Here is a 19,350-nt window from a genome sequence, read left to right as displayed (position 1 = left end):
CCTGATTTAATGCTTTCCATGGTTCAAATAAGTTATTAATCACGATTAATGATTTATTTGAGCTGTGGAAGGTAAACGCGGTTCTGAATGTCTCTTAAAACCTGTCTCAGATATTGACTTCAATCCACACAATTGTCATTTGAAATATCTAATACTTAATAGAACCGCAAAACGTTTGCAACAATTCTGTTACATTACTCGCTTATGATAGTAACATAGCTTGTTAATAACACGTCAAGAGCTCTCGGGGAGGAACTTCACATAATGAAACAACGACTTATCGCATTAATCATCGCATCTTTAGGATTGGTATTTGGCTTATGGCAAGCACCAACTGCTTACGCTAGTACCCATCAAGTAACCAGTACCACTAAGGTATCCAAAACTGGTTACATGAAAAAAGCTAACAACACGGCCATTTACAAAATGAGCGGTGCAGCTAATAATACGAAAATCAAAAAGATCGGTACGCTCAGTACATATGGTAACCCAACTTGGTTCGTTACTAAGAAACGCCAAGTTGTCACCAACGGTAAAGTGAAGAAGTATTACTACGTCACTAAATCCGATAAAACGGTTAAAGGCTGGGTTCGGACTTACACCGTTAAGAAGAGTAAGAAATCATTTACTAACCTTTATAAAGTTGCTAAGTCTAAATTAGGTCACCGTTACGTTTACGGTGCGGTTGGCCCAACCACTTTTGATTGCTCCGGTTACACCCGCTACTGCTTCAACAAGGCAGCTAAAAAATCATTGCCTCGGGTTGCACAATCACAATACAGTGCCTACAAGAAAATTTCATCACATACTGCTAAAAAAGGTGACTTGGTCTTCTTCGGTAGCAGTACTGGTAGCATTACCCACGTCGGCATCTATGTCGGTGGCGGTAAGATGATTGACGCCCAAAACAGTGGCGTTAAGAACGAACGGGTTTACGTTCCATGGTGGCACGCAGTTGGCTACTCACGTCCCGTTAACTTTAAAGCTTAATAACGATTATCAACTCCCCAAACGACCTGATTAATTTCAGGTCGTTTTTGATTGTCGTCATTATACCAAATTATGAGCCGAGTACTGTAACAAAAAGGAGCTCCCACTTGGGACTCCTTTTTGGACTTAATTACACTACTGACCAGCGTCAGCAGGGCTATTGCCGACGTGACAATTCTTGGTAACGACTGTACCAAATATCGATGTATTCTTGTGAGAACGGTCCCTTCTTGTGCTTGATCCAGTCAACTAACACTTTAACATTTGCTTTTAAAATGCGATCCGTGTCAGCGGAATACTGCCATTGTGCACCGTGCTCTTCGTACTCGTCCACATCTAACAACCGGCGTTCACCATCCGGGAAGACTTTGACGTCCAAGTCATAGTCGATGTACTTCAAAGCCTCTTTATCTAACACGTATGGTGATGCTAAGTTGCAATAATATGAAACGCCGTTATCGCGAATCATCGCCACGATATTAAACCAATAATGCTTATGAAAATAAACGATAGCCGGTTCCCGCGTCACCCACCGGCGGCCATCATCCTCGGTGACCAGCGTGTGATCGTTACAACCAATTAAAACGTTCTCGCTTGTTTTGAGTACCATTGTATCGCGCCAAGTTCGATGTAAACTTCCGTCGTGCTTATAGCTTTTGATCGTAATGAAGTCGCCTTCTTTAGGTCCTTTAGCCTCGCGCGCCATATTTAACCCAACTTTCTCGAACATAGGGTAAAAATTTCATCGAATTTCATTAAACATTATACCAGACTTTACTGGCGCGCGGGGAGCTAATTCCCCGAAATCACTCTTCTGCAACCTGCTCATCAATAAAACGATTGATATCGTCCATCATAAACCCCTTCTGATACAAACTCCGCTTAGTCCGCATTGCGCGCTCAGAGAAGCTGTATTTCCGATTACGTTGCCAGAGCTTTTGCCCCTGGCTGACCAAAGCGTCCCACTGGTCATCGGTATCCGGTTGTAAATCCAGTGCTTCAATGGCGTTACTAATCGTTTCCGCATCAAAACCCTTAGTCATCAATCCCTGGCGAACTTTTTGTAACATGGTTTTAAAAGCTTGATGGTGATAACGCCGTGCCAGCTTCTTAGCTAGCTCCTGCGCGTTATCTAACCGGTCATCCGCACTGAACTGACCAGCCAATGCATCATCAATCAGCTGTTCACCAACGCCCTTTTGGCGAAGCTTCTGCCGAATCACCCGGGGCCCCTTGTCAGAGGTCCGCTTGGCTGTCCGGACGTACGCGTCCGCATACTGCTGATCATTTAACAGCCGCATCTCACGTAACTGTCGCATCGTGGCTGTAATCACGTCTTCGTCCAATTCCTCGTCACGCAGCTTATCATGAACTTCCTTCTCAGTCCGTAATTGATGCGACAAGTATTCTAAGGCGCGTGTATAGGCCTTAGAAACGTCATCAGCCGCAATCATCTGAGCTTGCAGGGCTGCATCGACTTCCATCCCTTTAAAGACACGAAACTTAATCATGACGGACTCACTGATTGGGAAAGCGTATTGGTCATCTAAGTAGACATTAAACCGCCCCGCCCGTTTTTGGGCAACAATCTTCGTAATTTTTTTAGTCATCTCATAACTCCCGTTCTTAAATTACCTTGCCCTTATAATTTACCAAAAAACTTCCGAATATAAAAATTGATGTCTTCAGGGTGTGCGTCGATACCGTACTGTGCTAATACGAAGGTCGACCACTCACGATACACTCGTCCCTGAGTAGACGCGTTTAACGCCTGGTTGGGGACGACAACTTCGTTAACCGACGCCTCATCCAGATCTTGCTGTGTCATTTTATGTAATTCAGCTTGGATTCGCCGTGCTTTACGCACTTGTACTTCAAAAGAACGCAGACTCCTAGGAATCATTAAACTAAGCTGATTGGCAAATTCAAGCTTGACCCGCTTACCTTCGGATTGATAATTGCTCAGTCGGTGTATCCCAATCCAATTAGTCGAACTGCGCGTCGCTGCACCTAATGGACTCAAGATATACTGATTCTGAACAATTGGTAATCTAGTTTGACTACAGCCTAACTGCTCAGCCACCATCGCCGTACTGCGCTTATTTTCATAAATCAAGGTATTAACTAATGATGCCGTTAGCACGTGTGTACTTTGATTCGTCGCGATGATGCCCCGTTGCGCATCCAAAATAATCGACTTGATGGTGTGATTAAAAGTCCGAACATCCATGACTGCAAACGTATTTTTAAAGCTCAGTTTCACGTGATTGTTAACTACCGCGTACGGCAGAATTTGGCTTGGTTGTTCCAGGTCAAAACTTTTGGGATTTTGGTTCCAGATGGCGTGATTGAACGTAAACGACTTGTCTTGGTAATCAAACATGGATATGGACCCTCCTTAAATTTGGCAGTTAACAACACGACTCACAAAATAAAATAACTACGGTAGAAATCATTCATAGCATAACCATATGATAACAGGCACGTACAAAATAACCAATAATTAATTCCAGCATTCACAGCTTCTAATCAAGTTTTTAACAACTAATGAATTTCTACCCGCTTTTATGCCAAAACTGCAGGTCGCTAATCTGAAATCGTATCGTTAAACTAAGCACAACCTTGGCCAAGGCAAATTAACGAGAAGAGGCTATTACCATGTGTGCTGACCGTTTAGATAATCAATGCGCCTTTGACTTGCTTGCCCGTCCCGAACACCAGCGACTCCTGTACGGTGCCTTAAAAGCTGCGCACGTGACCCGCTACCATCCCCAGTTCGACGACTGTGTTATGGTCGCCCATTTGACCTGGCTATCCGCTTACCAAAATTTTGCGCGACCATTACCGGAAAACCTCGACGACTTCCGTAAATACGCTTTTTGCCGGATTAAGTGGCGAACCGTCGACTATTTACGCAAGCAGACGTTACGACAGCAGGGTCAACTCGACCTAGAATATGGCTTAGACGTGACCATCGATCCGATGCAAGCTCAAGAGACCCACTGGCAGCTCCGGGAGCTACTGACTAGCCTCCTGACAATCTGTCGACCAGGGGAACGAATCGTCTTAACTGAACTATTTTTAGAAGAACAATCGGTCGCAGACATCATGCGCTTACACGGCGTTAGTCGGCGCACCGTCTATAATTGGCGCGCTAGTTTGTTGAAGAAGGCCCATCGGTTGTACGCTCATCAGCGTTGACCTGCACAAATTGACTTACTAAGCCGTTATTAAGGCGTAGGACACGTTCTTACAAATCCTAGCAAAGGAGGAGAGATTATGCATGAATGGCTAAGCAGCCGTCTAACGATTATGCATGAATGGCTAAGCAGCCGTCTAACGATTGAAGCCACCGCTTCTAACGGTAATCATCACCGGCAACACCTTGCAACCACCACACCCGTTACTGACACCCAAATCAATCAGTTGGAACAGATCATCGCCCCACTACTGAAAGATTCAGGTATCACCATTCAATTAGATCAGCAAATCCAATTTTTAATTTAATTACCTTGCACAATGACCACTCACCAAACGTTAGTATTAATGTAAGCTGGCCAGCCTACCACCACAAAACTAGGAGGAACTAACATGAAAAAGACTTGGTTAAAAGCAACCCTTGCAGTACTGATGACAACTGATACGGACGTCAAACGGAAACAGTCGTTTAATGCCATCGCTCAGGATGCCACTGATGAGCAACTAGCCGCTTTTGGTAAAGTTTTGGAAACCTTGACTGGAAACGACTTTGTTTCAGCTAACATCACCAACGCCTACCAGTACACGTCAACCCCTGCCGCTTAAATCCAAGGAGGACTTAATTAATGAAAACACTCGATTTAACTTTTAAAACTAGCTTGAATAAGGTCCACCACGTTAAGCTCCACTACGCTAACGACAATCTAACTCCTGAAGTTGTCAGCAAGGCCATGGCTGATTTAGCTGCCACCAAGTTGTTTACTAAAGGCAATGAAAACTTGGTGGCCGAACCACTGGCCGCTAAGTACGTCGAAACGGTTGAAACACCCATCATTAAAGCACCGAAAGCATAACCTGATTATCCCTAAATAAGTCAAAGGCGCCCCGGTCATCGATTGCTGACCGGGGCGCTTATTTATGTACCTAGATATCACACGCTAGCCGTGTTCCCTTGGATTCTTCACGACGGACATTGTAAATCTCAACAATGATACTATTTCCAACCGGATGCCAATCAATGGCTTTCACCAAATCACGCATAAACGTCCGCGTAATCTGAGTTTTAATCGAAATTCCACTCCGCTCCACATCATCATAAAAGATGACCCGCTGATCAAGTTTATCAACTTTGAAATAGTAATATGCAAAATGGTCCGTTCCCCGCTTCAAAATCAAATGGTAAGAAGAATTATAGTCCGCTGGAAACACGGTCATCCCGTCGTCATTCATGTTTGTGACATCCTTTACCTGTAGTTTATCAAATTCGAGTGCTCGTCTAATTGTAACGTGAATTCCTTGAAATTCATACCTACTACTGGCAAAAATTGACTAAGCACCGCAAATAGGTAATAATATAGTATAAACAAATTCTGGGTGTTTTTTTAACTAACTATTCTTGAACTAGAATTATTAGTTTTCAAAAAACTAATTTTTGCTATAATGAACATAAGTACTGCTGGAATCATGACTGGTTATAACAATATTTACTTAAATAGTGTTTTGTATTATAATCTTATGGTTATGTTATTAGACTGGCTACTTTGAGTCAGCATTACCATTCAATTGGTAATATACCCACTCCGGTTATAAATTTACGGGGGAATATTAAAAGGAAGCATAGGGTGTTACTCATGGAATACAAAGAACGAGAAATCAGACCGATTACGATTGATGTGACTCATCAACACCGTCGCTACGGTTATCGGCTTGTTAAACGTGTTTTTGACTTTATTGCTAGTGCGTGCGGCTTAGTAATCCTTTCACCACTTTTTCTAGTCGTTGCTATTGCGATCAAGGTAGAAGACCCTCGGGGGAGCGTTTTCTATTCACAGACCCGCTTAGGCCAAGGGGAAATCCCGTTTAAAATGTACAAATTTCGCTCAATGGTTTCAAATGCCGACGAGTTATTAGATAAGTTGCTAAAAGAAAGTGACGTCGATGGTGCCATGTTCAAGATGCACGATGATCCCCGAGTCACTAAAACCGGTCGCTTCATTCGTAAGTATAGCATCGACGAACTACCACAACTTTTAAACGTTTTGTTAGGTCAAATGAGCTTGGTGGGCCCACGTCCACCGCTGCCACGTGAAGTTGCAGAATATACGGCTTACGATAAACAACGGTTAACCGTTAAGCCAGGTTGTACTGGGCTCTGGCAAGCTACGGTTCGGAATAGTGTGGGCTTTGACGAGATGGTCAAACTTGATTTAGTTTACATCTCTCGTCGGAGTGTTGCTTTTGATTTATATGTCCTACTAAAAACCGTTGGCGTAATGATCCATCCAAACGGTGCATATTAATTAACGAATGTTTGAGCGACTGATTATTATCGGTCGCTTTTTATATTGAAAATAATTTTAAAATAGATTAAAAACAACTATTGCTAAACTCAAAAATCAAATCAGAATACTAGTTTGTTAATAACAGTCGCAAGCCGAACGAACTCACTACCGACGCCCATAGACCTATGCTACAATGGCCTTATCACAGGCATTTGTACTGGCTAATCGCCTAACTGAAGCAAGGAGTTCTGCTATGCATATCGTCAAAAATTATTTTTACACTGCGGGCTACAATATTCTTATATTGTTAACGCCCCTACTAACCGTACCGTATATTTCTCGCGTTTTAGGGCCAACTGGCGTTGGGATTAATGCTTCGACCAACTCAGTCATTACTTACTTCTTATTATTTGGTACCGTTGGGATTACGATCTACGGCAACCGGGAAATTGCGTTTATTCGTGACAATCGTACGACCCGTTCAAAAACTTTTTGGGAAATTGAAATATTACAGCTGATCACAATTAGTACCGCCTATTTAGCTTTTCTAGTTTTCCTTCTACTTGAACAACAATTTCGCATTTATTTTTTCTATCAATCTTTTTATATTATTGCGGGTGCTTTCGATATTTCATGGTACTTTATGGGGATTGAAGACTTTAAAAAAACGGTCTTGCGGAACACCCTCGTCAAGCTCTTTTCGCTTGCATTGATTTTTATTTTTGTCAGAACCCGTCAAGATACTGGAATCTACATACTAATTTTATCCGGATCACAATTAGTCGGTAACCTAACATTATGGCCCTACTTGAAACACAGTGTCGAACGACCCAATTGGTCACAATTACACATTTTTCGCCATTTGCGTTCATCACTTGCGCTCTTCATTCCTCAAATTGCAACAACCGTCTACTTGGCACTCAACAAGACCATGCTCTGGCAATTGGATTCTGTACGATCTGCCGGTTTTTACGACTATTCAGATAAGCTGATCAAGATCGTTCTGGCGCTGGTCACAGCAACTGGGACTGTCATGCTACCACACATCGCTAACCTATATATGAAGCGACAACTGGACAAGGTCAAAGATTATCTCTACGTCTCTTTTGATATCGTTCTCTGCATTGCCGTTCCAATGGCATTTGGAATCGCAGGCGTTGCGACCACGTTAGCCCCATTATTCTTTGGTAAATCATTTGCAAGCGTGGACTTACTACTCATGATTGAAGCGCCAGTTGTTATTCTAATTGGTATCAGCAACGTCCTTGGCCAGCAATACTTACTGCCAACTCGTCAAACTAAATCATTTACGATTTCAGTCACGTTTGGGGCCATTGTCAACATCCTGTGCAACGTTCCCTTAATCCTGCTCCTGGGTGTCAGAGGAGCGATGCTAGCCACCATAATTTCTGAAGCATGTGTGACGGGGTATCAACTATTTGTTACCCGTCATCAATTGGCCTTTAAACCATTGATTGGTGGTTGGAATAAATATTTATTATCCGGTACCATCATGTTTGGCGTAATTTATTATTTAAATCGGTCAATGCAGGCTTCTTTTAAAAATTTACTTCTTCAAATTGGGCTCGGTATCATCATTTACATGATTATGCTACTCCTTACAAGGCCACCCATTTGGCATACCTTAAAACGTATTAAAAACAGTCAGGCTCGTTAATCTGATTTAATCATACTAAATAACACCACTTTCCGGTTGAGCTTAGGAAAGTGGTGTTATTTAGTTATATTTCAGCACTTTAAAAATGAGTCCGCTTAGTCGCTTGCGGGAAAAACTTACGCTTTAGTAAATTGTACGCTTTAGCCGGTAATTGTTGTTTTTCCATGTACATCACTGGGACTTCTACACAGGATAACTGCTGATGAGTGAGCCAAACATCTAACAAAAGTTCTGATAAGTAGCCAAAGACTCGCGCCTCACGTTGATCATAATTTGAAATATCAACCATCGATTCAACTTTAAACAAAATCGAAAAGAGCCACTGCGCATAGGCATCAAAATGTTTAGCTGGCATAATCATCATATTAAACATGTGTGCTGACGTCTTATGCATTAGTCGATCATAATCCGCTAAATAGTCCGGATAATCCGATACAATCACCTGTCGAACCGTATCCAATGGTTCCTGATGGTGTGCATGAATATAGTGAGAATAATTGGTTTCGATATAGTAATTGCGCTTCTTAGGGACGATTACGTCGCGTTGAGCCAATAGTTGTTCAATATCAGCCTCACTGAGAATCCCATTTAGTTGCTGTTTAGGATCAGCTGCTAAATACCGCCGATATTGAACGATTCCCTTCACATCTGCATGACAATTTTTCCAGATCCAGTAAATTGCAGTTAACTCATTAAAATTTGGATTCTTGATTGAAATATTATCACCCGTATTATCAGGTTGATAATGTAATGGCAGCCCACCATTAATTGCAGCCCCCACAAAAATCGGCTGATAGATTTTGTCTGCTGGCATTTGGTAAGGCTTATGCGCGGCAACGTAGATTTGAATACTCATTGGCCAGTCCCCCTCTGGTAATGTTCTGATTGTTCATAATTAATATACGGCATTAATCATACATTGGCGCTAATTATCGATTGTTGTTAAATCTAACTTACCCAGGTTATTTAGTTATCACGCCTAACCAGTATTATACTGTTTTATACACGTTGAAATGTCATTTCAAAAAATACTTTCTAGGGAAGAACCCCACTCGAACAATCGGAATTTTAGGAATAACGACCATCCAGAAAGTCACAAATCCAATGCGGTAAAGAATTGTAATCACCGTTGCCAACCAGTTCCCCAATAGTGGTGACGTCTGATTAAATAACCATCCCGCAATTCCAATGACATCTAAATCAATCAAATGAAAACACAGCACAATTAAGGACAATCTGCCATATCGAGCTAGCAGATTCAAACTAGGTCGTCCCTGAAAACGATCTAACCAAATACAGCCCTTAATAATGGCTAGACTAGCACCAATACCACCCAGTACACTAATGACCAAGTTAGGAGAAACCGGTACGGTCAGCGCAAAATACCCTTGAAAGGCACTGACTAACCATGCAAAGATAAAAACGAGATACCAGGCATTCTCAACCCGCTCAAGAAAGTCTGTCTGTCTGATCAAGTAACCAGCATATAAAAACACTTGGGATAATAATGCTGCGTTAAATGCCCACGGCAAGTAAGCTAGTCGTCCCAATACACCCCCAATGACTGCAAGTCCTAGGACAATCCCAATTTGGATTGCTTTAGCCAATTTAAACCGCTGTGTCATCATTAACAAGCCATTAAAAAGCTGTAACGCAATAAACATACTCAGTAAAAACCAAATTGCGCCAATTGGTGCTACCCGCCAGCCCCAGGGATTAAAGACTTCTGATCCAGCTCCGTAAATAACGGCAAGAATACCCTGCTTAGTCGACGTAAAATACGGATTAATAACGGCGTTATGGGGTAACTTGAGTGCTAAGTAATTAATCACCAAAATAACAATTGCCGTAGTTGCATACGGAACTAATAGATTAATCGCACTGTGTTTAAATTCTTTGCCAATGGGACGCTGATGATATAGGTAACCACTCAAAATGAAGAAAATGGGCATGTGGAAAGCAAAAATAAAGCTCCCAAAAAACTGCCCCGTGTATGGCCCCAACGTATGACCAATAATCACGGCCAAAATGGCAATTCCCCTTGTAAAGTCGATCCATTGTATTCGTTTTGCCATCGGTGCTTGTCACCCCTTGTTAATCGTTGGATTATAAAATAAATTTGGAAAGAACTTTTGAAACCACGGAACGTACTGTAACCCAATGACTATGGCATAGCTTAAGATCAGCGTGCACAGAACCCAAACCAGCCCACTCCACCAAATCCCAATTAATGGCCGTAAGCCTTGCGAGATAAATTGTAGTGGCGATAAGACTACTCCCGTCATCAAAAGAACCGCGTAACTCATTTTCACAAAATTATTCTTTCTAGGCGCCTTTAGCTTGGTTTTATTCAATACCTTGGTCGCAATTGTCACCCATACGGTTAAGCAAGGAATGGCCTGGAGTGTCTGTGAAAACGGCAAATTTCCTATCAAGTCATAATCTCGGGCAAAATTTGCCTGGTACATGATGGTTGAAATCATCACGGTGTAACAGCAAAATGTCAATAACCACGCTACTATGAGCTGTTCACGCGTAATCCGCCAAATAAAGTCACGCTGACTTAACCAAAACCCCATCAAGGTAAAATAGCAGCCGTTCGTGATTGCAATTGGTGGTGTAATACTAATCGTCGTTACCCCCGTGTAATACAACAAAATGGGAATCAGTCCAATGAAAACTAACTGAATCCAAAACAAGTATTTAATGTCCATTGTACGGACGTGGGCTGCAAGGATTCGAAGTAACGGTAACGTGACAAAGAACCCTAATACTTCATAGATGACATAGTAAAAGCTATCTGGCGCCTCTGCCAAGGTGGCTAAATAGCCACTAAAACTAAATCTGATAACTACCTTGGTTAAAAACACCTCTTCCACGTAGAAAACAAATGAGAAAAGGGTAATCCCACCTACAATAAAAAGAATTAACCGAATTAGTTGAGGTAATCTATACCTAGGCTGTCGTAACTGCTGGGCGCCTAGCGCCATCATTAACAAGCTAGACCCCGCGGTGGTCACCGTCGCAATAATTAACTGCGGATAAAAGAAAATGTCAGGTGCTTGTTCCAAAAAATTGAAAACACCATTGGGTCCCGTATACCCAAAGACAATTAAACCAACTGCCAAAATTAGGACAGCCCGCTGCACGTGATAAAATTGCTTTTCTGTCATCATTCTCATCACTCCCACAATGCTTTCATCTCATTGAATTTCCGTTGATAGACGACTGGTCGATCAAACCTTGGACCGATTAGGGTTCGGTAATGAGGTAATTCAGCAAACACGGCTAAGAAAAAGACGTTATAAGTGACTTCAAGAAAGTGCTGATCAAATGCGCTAGCTATCGCAATTGCTAAAAAAATCGTCGGCAATAGATAATCATTTTGCTTCGTTCGTAAATAAAGAAAAAAGCTCAAACCAATGATAATGGCCAATGTTAACAATAATCCGTATGAAATCAACATATTTAGAAACGATGAATCAATAAAAAAATAGGTCACTTCCCCGATACCAGCATTAACCATGGTGGATCGATCCCCACCCCAGCCATTCATTGGAATCCATGGTTGACCAAATAACTTAACACCATACGCTAATAGACCATTATTTCCCAATGCTAAACGTGTTGATAACAGATCGTTTAATGTCCTCAAAATCTTATCATTAAAGTCAAAAACAGCCGTTAGCCACACAATTAAGATGGTAATCACCGGTAAAGCCAGAAAATAATACCGAAGGCTAGTAATAATCACTTTAATTTTTGAGAGTTGCCGTCGATAGATGTATCCCATGAACGTTACTATTAAGACAATCATCGCAATGGTGTCCGTCATAGTTTGCGTATAGTGATAGATGACCCATAATCCAAATAGGACTGGCACTAGGTCAAGCAACTCAAATCTGCGCGCCTTTAAATAAAGATAAACACAACTCAAATAGAAAATGTGGGCGGCAAAATCAGTCGTGTAAACAACGCCGAATGATTGGCGTACCCCATCCTCAGTGACAAAAGTGATGTTCTGGATAATCCCTAGCATGGCAGCAATAAACGCCACCAGTAAAATTCCACCAACAATCCCTAAATAGGTTTTTAAAATACGCCGAAAGTTAATCCCGCGGGCCGCCATCACCAGCAACACCGTGGTCACAAGGTAATGTGCACTGGAAATTAGCGTCACAATTAGAACTAAACTTAACAGGCTCATTTCAGCCATAATTTGTTTTGTCGTTAATTCGTCAAAGAAGACAATTTTAGCTAACATCAGCCCCGCAGTTAATAATTGAATGATTGTCGCCACCCGGTGAGGATAATAACTAAAAAAGGTTGTGGTATTAATCGTGACGGAGGCCAAGTACACTGCAAACACCGTTAAATAGACGGTTTCCAGGTGTGGACGCAAGTATGCGCTTATTCGCCTAAACATCTTTCCTCCACCTCTTTCCACGGACATAGTCAACACCATAAGGCAGCACCGCAGCTAACCCGATACCAACCACAACCATAAATTTGAGCATTGGTTTAAGCATGGTATTGGTTACCCGAATTGTCGGTCGATGCGTAACGGTGACCTTATAATGGGCCAACGATTTGAGCGGATGCGCAACTGCATCCCTAAAGGCACGACTATTTTCTTCCGCAATCAACCGTGAACTGCTTGCCACGGTGACTCGCAGTACCGGATTCCCTTTAATCGGCGCTGCGGTCACCGACTCACTCAGATCCTGGACGGGTTGCCAAATTCCAAAGTGGGTATAGGCGTACTCACTCGCCTGGTACAGCACTGCACTTTGATGAGGCATCACACTAAATTGACCAACATTAGCAATATCCTTTTTTCGTTGCTGCTGACGTTGCTTAGCACTCGCATGGCGTGATAATTGCCGTTGAATCCTAATGTCCACCCGTGCTTGATAAACCGTTTTACTCATGATAGTCGTTAGTCCCCAGCCGAATACGACGCAAACTACAATCACTAAAGCTTCTAACGGCAACCAGTGCCACGCTATTCGCAAACGTTCCGATGCTTGATACTTCATTACAGGGTCCCTTCACTACCTTTTATTTTCAGCCAACTCAAAACTAGTCCATAAGAAGTCCGCCGATAGCTTTCTGGGCTGACTAATTGGCTTTAAGTCAGAGCTGAATTCCTGATAATAAGTTCCCAATTGAACTTTCTTCCGGTCAACTACGTTAAAAAGCAGCCGCATTTGACCATGCTTGGTTGCAATCAAATTGATTGAATTAACCGTATGTTTCTTATTAACCGTCAATTTGATTTTTGTAACTTTTTTAAAGGACGACTCTAATTGACTGGATTTTAAAACCTGTACATCATTGCCCTGCCGTTGTAATAAATAGAAATGCGCACCAACCCGGTTAAGCGTTAAATTTGACTTCAGATTCAACGTTCCCGTCTTTAGGTGATGTAACGTTCCAATTTTATGTTGCGTCTCATACCACTTTCCGTAGTATAACTGATGCTTTCGGGTCTTGCGGTCAGTTGCCCGGATGACAACAAAGGCTCGGGCATCGGGCGTATTAATAACGGTTTGCAATTGACCATCAGTAAACTGATCGCTTTTAAAATCCAATCGGCGAGTATGCCATTTGTGAAAATCGGTTGTGTCATAAATTCGATTTTGGTCAAACAGCGTTAACCGGTTATTCTGATAAATAAACGTTGGCTTTTTCAGCGTTACATTCGGATAACTAATCGGTAACTTAGTCCAATAGGTACCGTCTCGACTAGTACTGATACGTCCTACCTGACGCCCATTAGTTTGTTCCTGAGTTGCATTAAAGACTGGTGTCGTCACGTTTTGGGTACCAACTTGCCAATAATTCGCATCATTCAAACGATCCCGCAATTCGGTGATTGTTAATGACGATCGATAGCGTAGTCTTACCGTTTGATTGTTCCGCGGCAGGAGTTCTCCCAAAGGATTGCGCGAAAGCAACGTATACTCCGAAATTTCAGGCCTGAACGGATTACGGTGTCCCGCTTTGCGAACCAATTGAATTGGAGATGGCGAATTGATTGGTGTCCCGTTCTCATCATTTTGATAAATGCTGACGACCGTATCCTGACCACTCTGAATGCTCTGAACATAGAACATGTAGCCCACCAGCATAATCAAGACACTAGTAGCGCCAACCATCAACGCTAACCTTTTTTTCATGTTTTATCTCATTCGACCTTTACTTGCCAGATTCAAACTCTGCTTTGACCGTCACTAATGCCGCGTGAATGACTTGGTGCATATCGTAGTAACGGTATTGACCTAAACGACCGCCAAAGATAATTTGATCTTGTTCCGCGCCCAACTTAGCATATTGTTTATACAAGTTATTATTGGTCTGGTTGTTAACTGGATAGTACGGTTCATCCCCACGCTTCCAGTCAGCTGGGTATTCCTTTGTGATAACCGTCTGATTATCATCACCCTTGCCAAATTCAAAATGCTTATGCTCAATAATTCGGGTGAACGGTGTTTCCGCATCCGTATAATTAATCACCGCGTTGCCTTGATAATTATCTACCGGCAAAGTCTCCGTTTCAAAGCGTAACGACCGGTATGCCAATTCACCTAACTGGTAATCAAAGAATTGATCAATCATACCCGTGAACACAACTTTAGGATAATCAGCTAAATATTCTGCTTTACGTTCAAAGAAGTCCACATTCGTTTCAACATCAATATTAGGGTGAGCCAGCATCTTGGCGACAATTTGTGTATACCCACCAATTGGAATACCTTGATACGTGTCGTTAAAGTAATTGTTGTCATACGTATAACGAACTGGCAACCGGCGAATAATAAATGCAGGTAATTCCGTTGCCTTTTGCCCCCACTGTTTTTCGGTATAGCCTTTGATTAGCTTTTCATAAATATCAGTTCCGATTAACGTAATCGCTTGTTCTTCCAAGTTACGCGGTTGCCCACTGATTTGAGCAGCATCCCGTTGTTCTTGAATCTTTTGAGCGGATTCCTGTGGTGTTCGCACGCCCCAAAGTTTATTGAATGTGTTCATATTGAACGGTAAGTTGTACATTTCACCGTGATAATTGGCAACTGGCGTATTAGTATACCGATTAAATTCAGCAAATTGATTGACGTAATCCCAGATAGCCCGATCTGAAGTATGAAAAATATGCGCACCATACTGATGGACCTGAATACCGGCAACTTCTTTCGTATAAATATTGCCTGCGATGTGATCACGTTTTTCAATCACTTTAACTTTTTTACCTTTCAACGCTGCTTCGTGTGCGAATACGGCACCAAATAAACCGGCGCCCACAACTAAATAATCAAACTTTTCATTCATTTCAATACCCTCCGAGTCGATCTTGTTTAGAAGAATTATACCAAACAATACCTAATTAAATTCGTTAAAACATACAGACATATGGCTCGAGCGCTCTTTTGGTTGGAAATTTAAATTAACTTTACTATTAAATTAATGGCATTTTCCGTATTTTTTCCTAAATAATCACGCTGACATTTCAATCAATAAGACAAACATAACCGTTCTTTTATAAAAACGCTTATGGTAAAACAGCTACCTAAAATTCCAACTGAAAGTTTTCTAATTATAAATATATTTTTTTATTTTACTGACCACTATTAAAAAGCAAACGCGTCACAAATAGACGCTCGTTTGCTTTTTTAATCCAACAGTTAAAATTTTTGGCCTGGCATAAAGTGTGGATTCAGCCCTTCTTTATTGCGGACAGCATCCTGCAACGCCTCTGTATAAGTACGAATAACCATCCTTCTGTAGCCACGGTAAACTGGGCCACACAATTGTACTGCAAACCTGCCATAGAAAAAAACTAACCAAACAAAACTAACTAATGGATTCTTTGTCCAGCGACGAATAGCAAGCATCCGATTACGAAGACCGTAATAGATCCGCCAGTCCGCTACAAACTGCTTTTTGCTATCAATCGATGGAATAGCCGTCTTATGAATTAACTTGGCTGCGCTAACATTGACTGGTTTGGATAATTTGGACGTCCGAATAGCGTATTCACAATCATCCCACCAAATAAAGAAGTCGGCATCCGCAATTCCCACCGCCTTAATAACATCTAAACTCATAAAAACTCCACAGAAGGTATACTGATCAAATTCAAAGTTATGATCGTATTCACTGGCGGGCACCTCAGTCGTTCGGAACGTACACCAATCGTCGAAAAGACAGCGTTGGTCTGCTTGTAAGCGCCCATCTTCGATATACACACTTCCAGTTAAAATCAGTCGTTCTGGATGTTTATCCTGAAACTTTATCAATTTTTCAAAGTAATCTGGATCAAAAATAGCATCGTCATCTGATAATGAAACCCAATCTAATTCAGATTTAGAGCGTGCAATTTCCATTCCAAGTGAGAATCCTCCCGCACCCCCAACATTCTTTTCAAGGTAGCGATAATCAATCACCGGATTATCCAACAAATGGTGCTCTGCCAGTAGCGCTTTGGTGCCGTCAGTTGAATGATTATCAATCAAAATGATCCTAGTTGGTGCAACCGTCTGACTCAACAGACTCTCCAGCGCTTCCAAAAGCAATTCTTTACGGTTAAACGTCACAACAATTGATCCGTATTTCATTTTCAGTCCCCCAATATTATCCTAACCTATGGTAAATAATTTGAATTGCGTCCTAATCGTTCTCGCCAACCATCATGATACCCAGAAATATAAGCCCTCACCAAAGGTAACGCCTGTCCCCAACGATTTCTGAATAATGCAATTGCTAATAATTTGCGGCATAAAAATCGGCGACAATACCACTCAGTTTTCAGATTTTTTCCACTATGTTTGAACAACGAGGCAATTCGGTTGCGCATCACATAATACTCTTTCCACGGTGCAATTGCCGTTCTAGTATAGTTCGTTTTGTGTAGTACCTGTGCGTCATGAACATTTAAGAATGGCCCAGATTCACGGGCTCGTAAGGCATACTCAAAATCATCGAAACGAATAAAGTAATCCTGTTCTGGCAATCCGATGTGCTCCAACGTTTCACGGCTCAAAAGGACGCCCACAAATGAGAAAATGTCGTATAAGAAGTCCTGTGCATACAGCTTTTCTTCAACCGGTCGCGTCGTTAAGGTCACACGATTAGTGATCATCTCACGGTGTAAACTATCATGTTGGCCGTTTGGTAACAACACAGATCCTGAAAAGACCTGTTGTCGAGGATGCTCTGCAATAGCACGTCGTAGTGTAGCAAAATACCCTGGTTGAAATATCGCATCATCATCTGATATCGATACCCAGTCACAAGCAGTCTCTAGTGCTAATTTAATGCCCGTTGAGAATCCCGCTGAGCCACCAAGGTTCTCGGCACTACGATAGTAATACAGGTGCTTCTGATCAAAGTCGAAATTTTCTTTGAGAAGCTCTGCAACACCATCAGTTGAGGCGTTATCGACCACAAAAACATATTCCGGTGCTTGTTTTTGATTCAAAACACTCTGCAAGGCTTCCATCATTAATTTTTTACGATTATAGGTCACAATCACACATGCGATTTTATTCATAATGAATCCCCCAAGATGCAATCAAAATATTCAACTAGGATACTTTACCACAAGTATAGGAGAATTTTTAAACATCAAACAATCATTAGAACTTATCTATTACAATAATAATAGCCTTAAATAATTTGCGTTTGAAAACTAAATGTATTAACAAGCTTGCATGTTTTGACAACTATTTTACATAGAATAACGCACTAGATACCAGCTATTATATCTTGATATAGATGGAACCAATTTATAAGTAATACACTATTGAGAAGACTATTTTTATTCTTCAGACCTGCACTTTATCGTCCACTGCCAACAGATAATATTTATTTATTTTTATAAGTGAACTATTTCAAACAAGATATGCTTTCAATAACAATTAGCTAGTACCCAAAGTCTGATTTTAAAATAAAACTCTCTTGTTTGATTCTAAATAAACTACAAAATCCCCCTGAGTTGGATTTTATGGCTCTAGAATATTGGGTATTGGTGGATTTTCATCAACACCCAATTTTTGTATACCTTTAGGCCGAGTTTCGCACGCTAAAGCGTGCGAAGCAAAAAAACACCTGCTGCAAAGTGGTTAAACCAAAGCGCCTCCAATTGACTTAGAATGTAGGTATTCGAAGCCAACATTGCTAAATCAAAAGGGGACGCTTGAAATGGCGAATAAGCTAAACAGTCTTGCACATACCAAATGGCTGTGCAAATACCATATTGTATTCACTCCAAAGTATAGGAGAAAAATAATCTATAATCAATATCGTCATGACTTACAAACGGATATTAGAATGTTATGCCAGTACAAAAGTGTCAAAATAATTGAGGAAAATATGATGCCAGATCATGTTCATTTGCTGGTCAGTATTCCACCAAAATTGAGTGTCTCAAGCTTCATGGAATATCTAAAAGGAAAAAGTTCGTTAATGATGTTCGACCAGCATGCAAGTTTAAAATATAAATTTGGTAACCGTCATTTTTGGTCAGAAGGTTATTATGTCAGTACAGTTGGTCCCAACGAAGCAACCATCAAGAAGTATATTAGAAACCAGGAAAAACATGATCAAGCAGTAGATAGATTAAGTGCACGTGAATATGAGGACCCTTTTAAGGGCTCTAGAATATTGGGTGTTGATGGAAATCCATCAACACCCAATTTTTGTGTAAAATAAAAAGGACAAATCTCCCCAATGCACCACTAGCACCGTCCAAAGTAAAAGTAAAGGCAAGTGAGAAAAGATGTCCCAAAACCATTTTATCGAAGATACCCTTCAAATTAAAGACCCAAATATTATTTGTACTAGTATTGATAGCAGCGATCCAAGCAAACAGGTTGTTCACGCTAAACTGACCTATTCTTTAGAGAACTCCACTTTGTGGCCAGCCCGAAGTAGTACGCTTTGGGACTAATCTAATTAACGTCAGAATGCCCCCAGTCAAAGAACGACCAATTATTTTAAAATTGCGTAAGCAACGTTATCGGTGTAACTCCTGTAAGCATACTTTTAGCGCACAAACATCATTAGTTAAGCCACATTGCCAGATCTCAGAAGATACGAAGCAAATGATCATCTTAAGACTTATCAAAGACCGTAGCGTTACTGATATTGCGGATGAATTGAATGTCTCACCAGTCGCAGTTAATCGTGTCATTGATTCTT

At 41.3% G+C, this 19,350-nt stretch carries 23 protein-coding genes; 10 read left to right on the top strand and 13 right to left on the bottom strand.

Going from position 1 to position 19,350, the window contains the following annotated elements:
- Nucleotides 1–264 precede the first annotated feature (264 nt).
- Nucleotides 265–990: a C40 family peptidase gene (locus AAA939_RS14235; RefSeq protein ID WP_338210048.1), complete on the top strand. Its 726-nt coding sequence runs from the start codon at nucleotides 265–267 to the stop codon at nucleotides 988–990.
- 157 nt (nucleotides 991–1,147) lie between these two features.
- Here AAA939_RS14235 and ntdP read toward each other — a convergent pair whose 3' ends face one another.
- The 3 genes from ntdP to AAA939_RS14220 all read right to left on the bottom strand — a co-directional run bounded on the left by ntdP (nucleotide 1,148) and on the right by AAA939_RS14220 (nucleotide 3,373).
- A complete protein-coding gene (ntdP, locus tag AAA939_RS14230; RefSeq protein ID WP_057705309.1) occupies nucleotides 1,148–1,696 on the bottom strand; it encodes a nucleoside tri-diphosphate phosphatase in 549 nt (182 codons plus the stop codon).
- A 100-nt stretch (nucleotides 1,697–1,796) separates the two neighbouring features.
- Nucleotides 1,797–2,600 (bottom strand): recombination regulator RecX, encoded by an 804-nt coding sequence (gene recX, locus AAA939_RS14225; protein ID WP_338210049.1) that lies wholly within the window; start codon nucleotides 2,598–2,600, stop codon nucleotides 1,797–1,799.
- Nucleotides 2,601–2,632: 32 nt separating this feature from the next.
- Complete coding sequence (locus AAA939_RS14220; RefSeq protein ID WP_338210050.1) at nucleotides 2,633–3,373, bottom strand: hypothetical protein; 741 nt, start codon at nucleotides 3,371–3,373, stop codon at nucleotides 2,633–2,635.
- Nucleotides 3,374–3,648: 275 nt separating this feature from the next.
- Between AAA939_RS14220 and AAA939_RS14215 the strand changes: the two genes are divergently transcribed.
- The 4 genes from AAA939_RS14215 (at nucleotide 3,649) to AAA939_RS14200 (ending at nucleotide 5,042) form a co-directional block, all read left to right on the top strand.
- Nucleotides 3,649–4,191: a sigma-70 family RNA polymerase sigma factor gene (locus tag AAA939_RS14215; protein WP_338210052.1), complete on the top strand. Its 543-nt coding sequence runs from the start codon at nucleotides 3,649–3,651 to the stop codon at nucleotides 4,189–4,191.
- A 78-nt stretch (nucleotides 4,192–4,269) separates the two neighbouring features.
- On the top strand, nucleotides 4,270–4,497 hold the full coding sequence (locus tag AAA939_RS14210) for a hypothetical protein (RefSeq protein WP_338210053.1): 228 nt from the start codon (nucleotides 4,270–4,272) through the stop codon (nucleotides 4,495–4,497).
- An 84-nt stretch (nucleotides 4,498–4,581) separates the two neighbouring features.
- Nucleotides 4,582–4,794, top strand: a complete 213-nt coding sequence (locus AAA939_RS14205; RefSeq protein WP_338231003.1) for a DUF1659 domain-containing protein — start codon at nucleotides 4,582–4,584, stop codon at nucleotides 4,792–4,794.
- A gap of 20 nt (nucleotides 4,795–4,814) precedes the next feature.
- Nucleotides 4,815–5,042 carry a DUF2922 domain-containing protein gene (locus AAA939_RS14200; RefSeq protein WP_057705315.1) on the top strand — a complete coding sequence of 76 codons (228 nt, stop codon included), beginning with the start codon at nucleotides 4,815–4,817 and terminating at the stop codon, nucleotides 5,040–5,042.
- A 70-nt stretch (nucleotides 5,043–5,112) separates the two neighbouring features.
- Here the strand turns inward: AAA939_RS14200 and AAA939_RS14195 are convergent, their stop codons facing one another.
- A complete protein-coding gene (locus AAA939_RS14195) occupies nucleotides 5,113–5,418 on the bottom strand; it encodes a hypothetical protein (RefSeq protein ID WP_338210057.1) in 306 nt (101 codons plus the stop codon).
- Between the two features lie 401 nt (nucleotides 5,419–5,819).
- On the opposite strand from AAA939_RS14195, the gene AAA939_RS14190 reads away from it, so the two are divergent.
- Complete coding sequence (locus AAA939_RS14190) at nucleotides 5,820–6,488, top strand: sugar transferase (protein WP_338210059.1); 669 nt, start codon at nucleotides 5,820–5,822, stop codon at nucleotides 6,486–6,488.
- 235 nt (nucleotides 6,489–6,723) lie between these two features.
- Entirely contained in the window at nucleotides 6,724–8,148 is a 1,425-nt protein-coding gene (locus AAA939_RS14185) for an oligosaccharide flippase family protein (RefSeq protein ID WP_338210061.1), read from the top strand.
- Nucleotides 8,149–8,227: 79 nt separating this feature from the next.
- Here AAA939_RS14185 and AAA939_RS14180 read toward each other — a convergent pair whose 3' ends face one another.
- The 9 genes from AAA939_RS14180 to AAA939_RS14140 all read right to left on the bottom strand — a co-directional run bounded on the left by AAA939_RS14180 (nucleotide 8,228) and on the right by AAA939_RS14140 (nucleotide 17,701).
- Nucleotides 8,228–9,004: a DUF4422 domain-containing protein gene (locus AAA939_RS14180; protein ID WP_338210063.1), complete on the bottom strand. Its 777-nt coding sequence runs from the start codon at nucleotides 9,002–9,004 to the stop codon at nucleotides 8,228–8,230.
- A gap of 160 nt (nucleotides 9,005–9,164) precedes the next feature.
- Nucleotides 9,165–10,223, bottom strand: a complete 1,059-nt coding sequence (locus tag AAA939_RS14175; protein ID WP_338210065.1) for an acyltransferase family protein — start codon at nucleotides 10,221–10,223, stop codon at nucleotides 9,165–9,167.
- A gap of 9 nt (nucleotides 10,224–10,232) precedes the next feature.
- On the bottom strand, nucleotides 10,233–11,324 hold the full coding sequence (locus tag AAA939_RS14170) for a polysaccharide biosynthesis protein (protein WP_338210067.1): 1,092 nt from the start codon (nucleotides 11,322–11,324) through the stop codon (nucleotides 10,233–10,235).
- A 5-nt stretch (nucleotides 11,325–11,329) separates the two neighbouring features.
- Nucleotides 11,330–12,574 (bottom strand): polysaccharide biosynthesis protein, encoded by a 1,245-nt coding sequence (locus tag AAA939_RS14165; RefSeq protein ID WP_338210069.1) that lies wholly within the window; start codon nucleotides 12,572–12,574, stop codon nucleotides 11,330–11,332.
- Nucleotides 12,567–13,187, bottom strand: a complete 621-nt coding sequence (locus AAA939_RS14160) for a polysaccharide biosynthesis protein (RefSeq protein ID WP_338210071.1) — start codon at nucleotides 13,185–13,187, stop codon at nucleotides 12,567–12,569. Before AAA939_RS14160 ends, AAA939_RS14165 begins: the two co-directional genes overlap by 8 nt.
- Nucleotides 13,188–13,202: 15 nt before the next feature.
- A complete protein-coding gene (locus tag AAA939_RS14155; protein WP_338210072.1) occupies nucleotides 13,203–14,330 on the bottom strand; it encodes a polysaccharide biosynthesis protein in 1,128 nt (375 codons plus the stop codon).
- 19 nt (nucleotides 14,331–14,349) lie between these two features.
- Nucleotides 14,350–15,480 carry a UDP-galactopyranose mutase gene (glf, locus tag AAA939_RS14150; protein ID WP_338231002.1) on the bottom strand — a complete coding sequence of 377 codons (1,131 nt, stop codon included), beginning with the start codon at nucleotides 15,478–15,480 and terminating at the stop codon, nucleotides 14,350–14,352.
- 353 nt (nucleotides 15,481–15,833) lie between these two features.
- Nucleotides 15,834–16,766, bottom strand: a complete 933-nt coding sequence (locus AAA939_RS14145; protein ID WP_338210078.1) for a glycosyltransferase family 2 protein — start codon at nucleotides 16,764–16,766, stop codon at nucleotides 15,834–15,836.
- A 26-nt stretch (nucleotides 16,767–16,792) separates the two neighbouring features.
- Nucleotides 16,793–17,701 carry a glycosyltransferase family 2 protein gene (locus tag AAA939_RS14140; protein ID WP_338210080.1) on the bottom strand — a complete coding sequence of 303 codons (909 nt, stop codon included), beginning with the start codon at nucleotides 17,699–17,701 and terminating at the stop codon, nucleotides 16,793–16,795.
- A gap of 650 nt (nucleotides 17,702–18,351) precedes the next feature.
- Between AAA939_RS14140 and tnpA the strand changes: the two genes are divergently transcribed.
- From tnpA to AAA939_RS14125, 3 genes are all read left to right on the top strand, one after another.
- Nucleotides 18,352–18,861 carry an IS200/IS605 family transposase gene (gene tnpA, locus AAA939_RS14135; protein WP_338210082.1) on the top strand — a complete coding sequence of 170 codons (510 nt, stop codon included), beginning with the start codon at nucleotides 18,352–18,354 and terminating at the stop codon, nucleotides 18,859–18,861.
- Between the two features lie 67 nt (nucleotides 18,862–18,928).
- On the top strand, nucleotides 18,929–19,099 hold the full coding sequence (locus tag AAA939_RS14130) for a hypothetical protein (RefSeq protein ID WP_338231001.1): 171 nt from the start codon (nucleotides 18,929–18,931) through the stop codon (nucleotides 19,097–19,099).
- Nucleotides 19,100–19,115: 16 nt separating this feature from the next.
- Nucleotides 19,116–19,350, top strand: a 235-nt coding sequence (locus tag AAA939_RS14125) for a helix-turn-helix domain-containing protein (RefSeq protein ID WP_338231000.1), incomplete at its 3' end; no start/stop codon positions are given.

Origin of the sequence: Lactiplantibacillus paraxiangfangensis, assembly GCF_036246185.1 — a bacterium.
Taxonomy (GTDB): domain Bacteria; phylum Bacillota; class Bacilli; order Lactobacillales; family Lactobacillaceae; genus Lactiplantibacillus; species Lactiplantibacillus paraxiangfangensis.
This window is presented reverse-complemented; position numbering and strand designations above follow the sequence as displayed.

What these genes read in the sequence shown, in the direction of transcription:
- AAA939_RS14235 (WP_338210048.1), top strand. Translation starts at nt 265, where the DNA reads ATGAAACAACGACTTATCGCATTAATCATCGCATCTTTAGGATTGGTA.
- ntdP (WP_057705309.1), bottom strand. Translation starts at nt 1,696, where the DNA reads ATGGCGCGCGAGGCTAAAGGACCTAAAGAAGGCGACTTCATTACGATC.
- recX (WP_338210049.1), bottom strand. Translation starts at nt 2,600, where the DNA reads ATGACTAAAAAAATTACGAAGATTGTTGCCCAAAAACGGGCGGGGCGG.
- AAA939_RS14220 (WP_338210050.1), bottom strand. Translation starts at nt 3,373, where the DNA reads ATGTTTGATTACCAAGACAAGTCGTTTACGTTCAATCACGCCATCTGG.
- AAA939_RS14215 (WP_338210052.1), top strand. Translation starts at nt 3,649, where the DNA reads ATGTGTGCTGACCGTTTAGATAATCAATGCGCCTTTGACTTGCTTGCC.
- AAA939_RS14210 (WP_338210053.1), top strand. Translation starts at nt 4,270, where the DNA reads ATGCATGAATGGCTAAGCAGCCGTCTAACGATTATGCATGAATGGCTA.
- AAA939_RS14205 (WP_338231003.1), top strand. Translation starts at nt 4,582, where the DNA reads ATGAAAAAGACTTGGTTAAAAGCAACCCTTGCAGTACTGATGACAACT.
- AAA939_RS14200 (WP_057705315.1), top strand. Translation starts at nt 4,815, where the DNA reads ATGAAAACACTCGATTTAACTTTTAAAACTAGCTTGAATAAGGTCCAC.
- AAA939_RS14195 (WP_338210057.1), bottom strand. Translation starts at nt 5,418, where the DNA reads ATGAATGACGACGGGATGACCGTGTTTCCAGCGGACTATAATTCTTCT.
- AAA939_RS14190 (WP_338210059.1), top strand. Translation starts at nt 5,820, where the DNA reads ATGGAATACAAAGAACGAGAAATCAGACCGATTACGATTGATGTGACT.
- AAA939_RS14185 (WP_338210061.1), top strand. Translation starts at nt 6,724, where the DNA reads ATGCATATCGTCAAAAATTATTTTTACACTGCGGGCTACAATATTCTT.
- AAA939_RS14180 (WP_338210063.1), bottom strand. Translation starts at nt 9,004, where the DNA reads ATGAGTATTCAAATCTACGTTGCCGCGCATAAGCCTTACCAAATGCCA.
- AAA939_RS14175 (WP_338210065.1), bottom strand. Translation starts at nt 10,223, where the DNA reads ATGGCAAAACGAATACAATGGATCGACTTTACAAGGGGAATTGCCATT.
- AAA939_RS14170 (WP_338210067.1), bottom strand. Translation starts at nt 11,324, where the DNA reads ATGATGACAGAAAAGCAATTTTATCACGTGCAGCGGGCTGTCCTAATT.
- AAA939_RS14165 (WP_338210069.1), bottom strand. Translation starts at nt 12,574, where the DNA reads ATGTTTAGGCGAATAAGCGCATACTTGCGTCCACACCTGGAAACCGTC.
- AAA939_RS14160 (WP_338210071.1), bottom strand. Translation starts at nt 13,187, where the DNA reads ATGAAGTATCAAGCATCGGAACGTTTGCGAATAGCGTGGCACTGGTTG.
- AAA939_RS14155 (WP_338210072.1), bottom strand. Translation starts at nt 14,330, where the DNA reads ATGAAAAAAAGGTTAGCGTTGATGGTTGGCGCTACTAGTGTCTTGATT.
- glf (WP_338231002.1), bottom strand. Translation starts at nt 15,480, where the DNA reads ATGAATGAAAAGTTTGATTATTTAGTTGTGGGCGCCGGTTTATTTGGT.
- AAA939_RS14145 (WP_338210078.1), bottom strand. Translation starts at nt 16,766, where the DNA reads ATGAAATACGGATCAATTGTTGTGACGTTTAACCGTAAAGAATTGCTT.
- AAA939_RS14140 (WP_338210080.1), bottom strand. Translation starts at nt 17,701, where the DNA reads ATGAATAAAATCGCATGTGTGATTGTGACCTATAATCGTAAAAAATTA.
- tnpA (WP_338210082.1), top strand. Translation starts at nt 18,352, where the DNA reads ATGGCGAATAAGCTAAACAGTCTTGCACATACCAAATGGCTGTGCAAA.
- AAA939_RS14130 (WP_338231001.1), top strand. Translation starts at nt 18,929, where the DNA reads ATGTCCCAAAACCATTTTATCGAAGATACCCTTCAAATTAAAGACCCA.